Below are 7,726 nucleotides of genomic sequence, written 5' to 3'. Positions count from 1 at the left end.
TTCCTTTATAAAATACTGCAAAAATTATTCTATCTAAATAAAACTTTGCTATATATAAAATATATTAATTTATTTTAATTTTAATTGACTTTTTTTCTTTAAAGTTCTATACTTTATTTACTCACAAAAACAAAAAAAGGAGCTTTCCATGAAAAAAACTTCTATAATATTAGCAGTTTTATTGGTTGGAAGTTGTGCTTTTGCACTTGATAAAAATTTAGCTAAAACCAAAGCTCAAACAGGTATTAATTTACCAGAAGCTGAATGGAAGCTACCTGAAGCCTTAAATGAAGATGGCACAATAGATGAAAGCAAAATGCCAAAGTCAAAATATTCTGAAATGGTAATTTTAGGAAATAAAATTCTTAACGAAACTTCAAATTACTTAGGCCCACAAGCAAAAGATAAAAATAAACGTTTTGCTGGTAATAATCTTTCTTGCTCAAGTTGCCATGCTGCTGCAGGAACCGTTCAAAATCAATCAGGATTTGTAGGAATTTGGGCAAGATTCCCACAATATAATGCAAGATCAGATAAGGTTATTACTTTAACCGATCGTATTAATGGTTGTTTTGAAAGATCTATGAATGGTAAAAAAATGCCTGAAAATACTCCAGAAATGAAAGCAATGCTAACCTATATGCAATGGCTATCTCAAGGTATTCCAACTGGCGCAAAAACAAAAGGACAAGGACTAAAAAAAATAGATTTTATTGATAGAGCAACTGATCCAAAAAAAGGTAAAATTGTATATAATGAAAAATGTATCGTTTGCCATCAAGAAAATGGACTTGGAGTTAAAAATGAAGACAAAGTAGGGGCTTATTATATTTATCCACCTTTATGGGGAAAAGATAGTTATAATACTGGAGCTGGTATGTATCGCTTAATCAAAGCAGCATCTTATATTAAAGAAAATATGCCAAAAGGGAATGCTGATTTAACCTTGGAAGAATCCTACGATGTAGCAGCTTATATAAATTCTCAAACGCGTCCTATTAAGATAAATAGAGATAAAGATTTTCCTGATAGAAAAGTAAAACCTCTAGATATGGATGTAGGACCTTATGATGATGGCTTTTCAACTACCCAGCATAGGTATGGACCTTATAAACCTATGATTAAAAATTGATAAACTTTCCTATTAAGTTTTAATAAACTTAATAGGAACTTAAATTTATTTAGTATTAAAAGCTTTTTCTACATTAAAAGGCATAGCCTGATATCCTGTATTTGTTCCGCTAAATCGGATTTGAACTGAGGGTTCTTTCGCTCCCCAGATAAATTCATCAATTTCTGGTTTAGGATCGCCAATGCTTATACCCTTACTTAAATCAAAAGCCATTCCAGCAGTTGCGCTATATACCATTATAGAATTTTTGTCTTGTTGATATTCCACCAAAGAAGTAACCGGAGAAAACCACTCATTGCCCCTTTCTTTTCCATATTCCCAAATTTGCTCTACTGTTTTATTTTGTTGATCAATCTTATATATAACAGCACGAGAATATTTTTGCGATACAAAAGGTGGTTGTTTGGCTCCTCTTGCATCACCATTATCAAAAACACTTAAATATAAATAACGCTTATTTGATTTTGAGTCAATTCTCCAAGCTGTATGCTGTGTCCAAGTAAAATCAAATCCACCTTTTTCATTTTCATATCCTGGGCATTTAGAATATTCATCTTCACAAACTATTTTAGCGCCATTAGAATTTATAGGTTGCAAAAGATATTGTTGAAATTTCTTACCCCATCCTTTATGAGTTCCTAAAATCCATTTGATTTTTTTATCCCTACCTATTTTAACGATAGCACTTTGGTGACGACTTGAGATGATAATACTATCATCACTTGGATCATAATCTATACTATTTATATGAGCCCAATTTCTACCTATACCTGTTCCAGCTATATCACCAAATTGATTATTTTCATCCATTTTTGCGAGCTCTTTATCACTTAAAGTTGTTCCAGCTTTATTAGCATCTATATTTAAACACACAGCTCCTTGATCAAGGGCTTTTATAATAGTACTTCTATAGGGATCTAAAATATCATATAATCTCCAATCATCCACTACATTACCATTTTGATCAACTTCAACTACAACATCTCTAACACTTCTTACATTTTTGCCATCAACTCTTTTAACATTTGCAGAAGCTACACGTAAAAGATAATGACCATTTTGCATATTATCCATAGCATGAGAAAAATCAATATAGCCCAAAGGCAAAACTCTATTAAAAATTTCCCTCCCCATAACATCATATTTTACATATCTTTGACCAAAACCCCAACTTAAAGCTCCATCTTTATTTTGCTTAAAACCCATCATAATGCCACGATTATAGATATTATTCCAATCCATAAGCTTATCATTATCAAAATACCATCTAATTTCACCTTTGGTATCAATAATGAAAACATTAGAATTTTCATCCCATTCTAAAGCTCCGCCAATTGGATTATTCCATACAGCTTGAGAACCTTTTCCTAATTGTTTGCCAGGCGTATTATTTATAAGATATAATCTATCATTGAAATTTCTCATCCATTTTTATGATATTAATACTACCAAAAGGAGAGCCGGTTTGAGCACTATTACCGCTTGGCATTATACTTACTGCGGGAGTTGTTATCTTGTAAATTTCATCAACAATTTTTTCGCTTTTATTGGCCGATACTTTAGTATAGCTTACTTTTACATTATTTAAATAAGAAGGATAAAGACCAAAAATAGGGATTCCTCCATAAGTTTTAGCCATATTTTCACTCACACGATAAGAAATTGTTTGTCCATTTGGTTTAGGAAGTATAGTAACTTTTATATCTTTTAAAATATATCCGCCATCCATTATAATAGCAGTTAAAGGAGATAGATTATAAGGATTAAGTTTTATAGCACCAATTTGCCCTTGAATTTGCCAATCAATCTTAGATCCGCTTGGACCTCCTATCGCCAATAAAACATTTGGGGTAATTAAAGTTGCACTCGTTACTAAAACTATTGCACAAAAAGATTTATTTAATTTCATTTTTATTCCTTAATTTATCAAAGCAATAACACAAATTTATGCATTATTTAAAAATAAACTTATCTCACAATTATCATTGATACTTACCAAAACTGGTGTTCTTGATTTTCCAGTAATTTTTAATGTAACAATAAATATAAAAATAATTATTGCTAAAACTCTTGCTCTTTTTTTACTAAAAACAAAAGAAATAAACATTAAAAAGAGCATTATAAAGCAACATATAAAAATTATAAGACAACACATTGCCATATTAAGAAATTGCCATTTTGGAATTAAATACCACCCATTACTATAAAGTCCATCTCCAAAATTTGGTGGATTTCCAATGAAAATTTTCTGAAAAAAACTAAGAGTAGCATAAGCAGACTCTGGGACAACTGGAGCATCTATTCCACATTCTCCACTAGGAAGAAACCATTGTGGAAGCCATTCGTATAAATGCAAATTAAAAGGATAAATAGGAATTTCTCTGCATCCACTAGTTCCAGTAAAAGGGTTCCCAGAATGAACGGCTTCATGTATATGATTTAGAAGCAAACAATGTTCAATTCCAAGCCAAATTCCATAAAATCCAAAAGTATAACCAAATATTTTAGCAATATCACTTTTAGGACTTATGAAAACTATAATAGCACCAAGAGCTATAACAAGCATATCAAAACGTATATAAACACATTGTTCGCAAGGTTCCATAAAAAGATATTTTTGAAAAAGAAAATGTGCTATAAATACAAGTGCTATAGTTATAAAAATAATTATAGCCCAAGGCATTCTAGTATCTTGCCATTTGCAAATTTTTTCTAAAAAATTATAGGACATAATATACTCCTATAATTTACTAAGTTCTTCTATAGCCTTGATAAGAGCTTGTGGAGATGTAATTGCTTGTGGTGTAATTTGATATTTTCCATTTACAACAAAACCTGGGGTTCCATAATTTTTAGAAATATCATTTGCATATTCATATGATTTTAAAATTTTATTTGCTTCATCGGTTTTTAAAAAAAATTCTAAATCATTTTTAGTTACACCCATAGCTTTTAATCCAACATCATAAAAAGCTTCTGGATTTTCTCCATTTTCCCATCTTTCTTTCTTTTTAAAGTAAGCACTAAAATATGCATCAGCAACTTTATAAGTAAAACTATTTTGATCTGTAGAATCTATATTGTTTTCTTTATCTTTAGCATACGCAAAAGCAAATACTTCATTGGCTTGTTTACCATAATCTCCCATAGAACTTACAGGATAAAAACTATAATTTAAATTTGGAAGCTTTTCTTTAATTTTTTCAAGGGTATTGAATTTATGATGATCATAACAATGTGTACAACGATAAGAAAAAACTTCTATAACAGAATTAGGAACACTAGGAATAGGGGAGTGTAATACTATATATTCCTTTCCTTCAGTAAGGGCGCTTGCATTAAAGTGCAACAAAAAAACCGCTATAGTAGAGAATTTAACAATTTTGCTAAAAACTTTCATACAACCTCCTTTAAATTTCAATCTCAATAAATACAATTTAAATAAAAATAAAATATTTATTTAAAAGATTGTTAATGTTTATTTTAGAACTATTCACTTAATATAATATTAAAAAATACTTTAAAAATTTTTCAAATAAAAATATTAAAAAAAATGTTAAAAATATTACACTATTTTTTATGGATAAATAATTTTACTCCAAAAAGTAAATTTCTTATAAAACCTAAAAATAGCGTTTTGAATTATTAAAATAGAGTATTTTTTAGTATTTTTATAAAAGTTTGAAAATTATAGTTTTCAATACAAAATAATAAATTTATAGTGTTTTTACTTTTTATCATACTAATTTACATACTTATTATTATTTACTTTAATATATTTTTAATTTTCAAATAAAGATAATTTATAAATAAAAAACAAATAATTAATTTTAATAAATTTAAAAACTAAATAAAAATACAGATTAATAATTTAGAATAGAAAAAAATCTTAATAAAGAAAAAGATATAATAAAAAATAAAAATATACATCTAGGAAAACCTTATGAAATATCCTTTAGATTGCGAAGAGAATTTTGAAAAATCTTTTTTATTTTGGTTATGTAAATATATTAAATTTAAACTCAATTCCCTTTCCAATAAAGAACTTAAAAACCCTAAAAATCTAGCAGAAGTTAATTTTACTCTTACCAAAGGGGTAAAAAATATACAAGAACTTGATGCTCTTGTTAAAAAAGCAAGAAATGCTGGACTTAGTGGGGTAAATACATATTTTAATCCTTTAAAAAAATTCTTTGAATATTTAAATTTTTATAAACTTTATTCTTTAAAACAAATTGATGAGGAACTTATAGTTGAAATTTTAGCAAGCATTACAGGCACACTTTCTGATGCAAGTAAAAAAAATCACCGCATTGCTATAATTAATTTTTTTGATTTTTTGGACAAGCAAAATGAAGAGGATTCAAAATCTCATATTTTTGATATAAATCTTAAAAACTGGGCAGGTATTAAAGGACTTAGCGGAGTTAAGCTTCCTGAATTTATGAGTGAAGAAGAAATAAAAAAATTCCTAAAAGCTATAGATACAACAGATTTTAAAAATAACACTATTCGCAATAGACTTATTATCAAAATCATCATTTTTACTGGAATACGCGTAAGCGAAGCTATCAATATAAAAATGGGTGATATTAGCGAAGAAAATGATTTATACCTTATAAGAATTCGCGCCAAAGGTAATAAATATCGTATAGTAATGATTAAAAAAGAACTAATAGAAGATTTACTTAAAAATGTAAGTATCAATTATTTAAGTAAAGATGCCCTACTCTTTGTCAATCGCAAAGGAACAGCTCTTACTCAAGCTTATGTGAGTCGCATAGTAGAACAAATTCTTTTTAAAGCTGGAATTCGCAAACAAAAAAATGGAGCTCATATGTTAAGGCATACTTTTGCTACTTTGCTTTATAAAAAACAAAAAGATTTGGTATTGGTTCAAGAAGCCTTAGGACACGCAAGTTTAAATACTTCAAGAATTTATACTCATTTTGATAATGACAAGTTAAAACTTGCTGCACAAGTTGCAAAGGAACTTAGTGAAAAATAAACAAGATTTTGCTGTTTTTGGTGATTTTTTGTATTATGATTTAAAATATACATTAAAGGCTTTTAATCAAAAACAAAGTAAAAAAATATTTAATTTTGTAGAAAAATATAAAGATAAATTTTATTTTTTAGCTTTTTTTAGATATGAATTTTATAAATATTTAGAAGATAAACACTATAAAAGCACGCTTCCTTATTGTTTATTTTTTGCTTATAAAAAAAGAAAAACATTTAAAGCTTTAAAAATAGATGAAGAAAAATATATGCCTAGTTTTGTAAAGAAACTAGATAAAGAAAAATATTATAAGAATTTTAATAAAGTAAAAGAAATTATTGCAAAAGGACAAAGTTATCAAGTAAATCTTACTCAAGAACTAAAAATTTTTAGTCATCTTGATTCTTTTGATTTATTTAACCTTTTACTAGATAAACAAAATACAAAATATAAAGCTTATATAAAAAATGACCTTTTAGAACTACTTTGTTTTTCCCCAGAACTTTTTTTCAAAATTCATAAAAGAAAAATTACCACAAAACCTATGAAAGGAACTATACAAAGAGGAAAAAACGAGCAAGAAGATACAAAAAACAAACTTTTTTTAAAAAATGATATGAAAAATTTAAGCGAAAATGTTATGATAGTAGATTTATTACGCAATGATCTTTCAAAACTTATCAAAAAACATAGTATGCAAAGCAAACTTTTTGATATAGAAACTCACCCTACTCTTCATCAAATGACTTCGCTTATTGAAGGAAAGTTGAAAAAAAATATTAATATTTATAAAATTTTTAAAGCTCTTTTCCCTTGCGGGTCTATAACTGGTGCTCCAAAAATAGAAACTATTAAAGTTATAAAAAAATTAGAAAAAAGACAAAGAGGAATTTATTGTGGATCTATAGGTTTAATCCATAAAAATAAAAGTATTTTTAATGTAAGCATTAGAACCTTAGAAAAAGAAAACAATTATTTTAAATATGGAGTTGGTAGTGGTTTAGTTTGGGATTCTAATAAAGAAGAAGAATTTAAAGAACTCGAGCTAAAAACCAAATTTTTAAATGCTTGTGATTTTTATCTTTTTGAAACTATGCTTTATAGAAATGGTAAAATTTTATTTTTAAAAGAACATTTAAAAAGACTACTCAACTCAGCACAAATTCTAAATTTTAATACTCAAAAATTAGAACAAGATTTTCAAACAATTTTAAATCAATCTTCAAATTTGCAAGATTTTAAAAATTTAAAACTTTTAGAACTTAATAATAAAATTTTTAATCAAGATCATTTCCTTTTTTATCCTTTTGTTATTAACAATTATCATCAAAATGAAGGAATTTTAAAGCTTATCTTATATAAAGAGGGGCATTATAAATTAAATATAACAGAGCTAAAGCATGCTTTTAATGATAAGCTTATTCTAAGTAAAGAAAAAATTTCTTCTAAAAACGATGCACTCTTTTTTAAAAGTTCCTTAAGAAAACTATACGATGACAAATCTTCTCTATGGAAAAAAGATAAATGTTATGATATAGCTTTTTTTAATGAAAAAAATGAACTCTGTGAAGCAAGTAGAAGCAATATAATCA

Annotated in this window: 5 protein-coding genes and 1 pseudogene; 3 read left to right on the top strand and 3 right to left on the bottom strand. The window is 27.1% G+C overall.

The genetic code is table 11. From position 1 onward, the window contains the following. Positions 1 to 148: 148 nt before the first annotated feature. Positions 149 to 1,132 (top strand): c-type cytochrome, encoded by a 984-nt coding sequence (locus JG677_RS05990; RefSeq protein WP_200285684.1) that lies wholly within the window; start codon positions 149 to 151, stop codon positions 1,130 to 1,132. A gap of 45 nt (positions 1,133 to 1,177) precedes the next feature. Here the strand turns inward: JG677_RS05990 and JG677_RS05985 are convergent. The 3 genes and pseudogenes from JG677_RS05985 to JG677_RS05975 all read right to left on the bottom strand — a co-directional run bounded on the left by JG677_RS05985 (position 1,178) and on the right by JG677_RS05975 (position 4,532). Further along, positions 1,178 to 3,041: pseudogene (locus JG677_RS05985) on the bottom strand (aryl-sulfate sulfotransferase). Between the two features lie 36 nt (positions 3,042 to 3,077). Further along, positions 3,078 to 3,863, bottom strand: a complete 786-nt coding sequence (gene dsbI / locus JG677_RS05980; RefSeq protein WP_200285681.1) for a protein-disulfide oxidoreductase DsbI — start codon at positions 3,861 to 3,863, stop codon at positions 3,078 to 3,080. A 9-nt stretch (positions 3,864 to 3,872) separates the two neighbouring features. Continuing rightward, entirely contained in the window at positions 3,873 to 4,532 is a 660-nt protein-coding gene (locus tag JG677_RS05975) for a thiol:disulfide interchange protein DsbA/DsbL (RefSeq protein ID WP_200285679.1), read from the bottom strand. Positions 4,533 to 5,075: 543 nt separating this feature from the next. Between JG677_RS05975 and JG677_RS05970 the strand changes: the two genes are divergently transcribed. Then, a complete protein-coding gene (locus tag JG677_RS05970) occupies positions 5,076 to 6,140 on the top strand; it encodes a tyrosine-type recombinase/integrase (RefSeq protein ID WP_200285677.1) in 1,065 nt (354 codons plus the stop codon). After that, on the top strand, positions 6,130 to 7,726 hold a 1,597-nt coding region (locus JG677_RS05965), incomplete at its 3' end, for a bifunctional chorismate-binding protein/class IV aminotransferase (protein ID WP_200285675.1). The genes JG677_RS05970 and JG677_RS05965, both read left to right, overlap by 11 nt.

This window comes from Campylobacter sp. TTU-622, from assembly GCF_016598965.1.
Taxonomy (GTDB): domain Bacteria; phylum Campylobacterota; class Campylobacteria; order Campylobacterales; family Campylobacteraceae; genus Campylobacter_D.
Note: the sequence above shows the minus strand (reverse complement) of the source record. Positions and strands in the feature narration are given on the sequence as shown.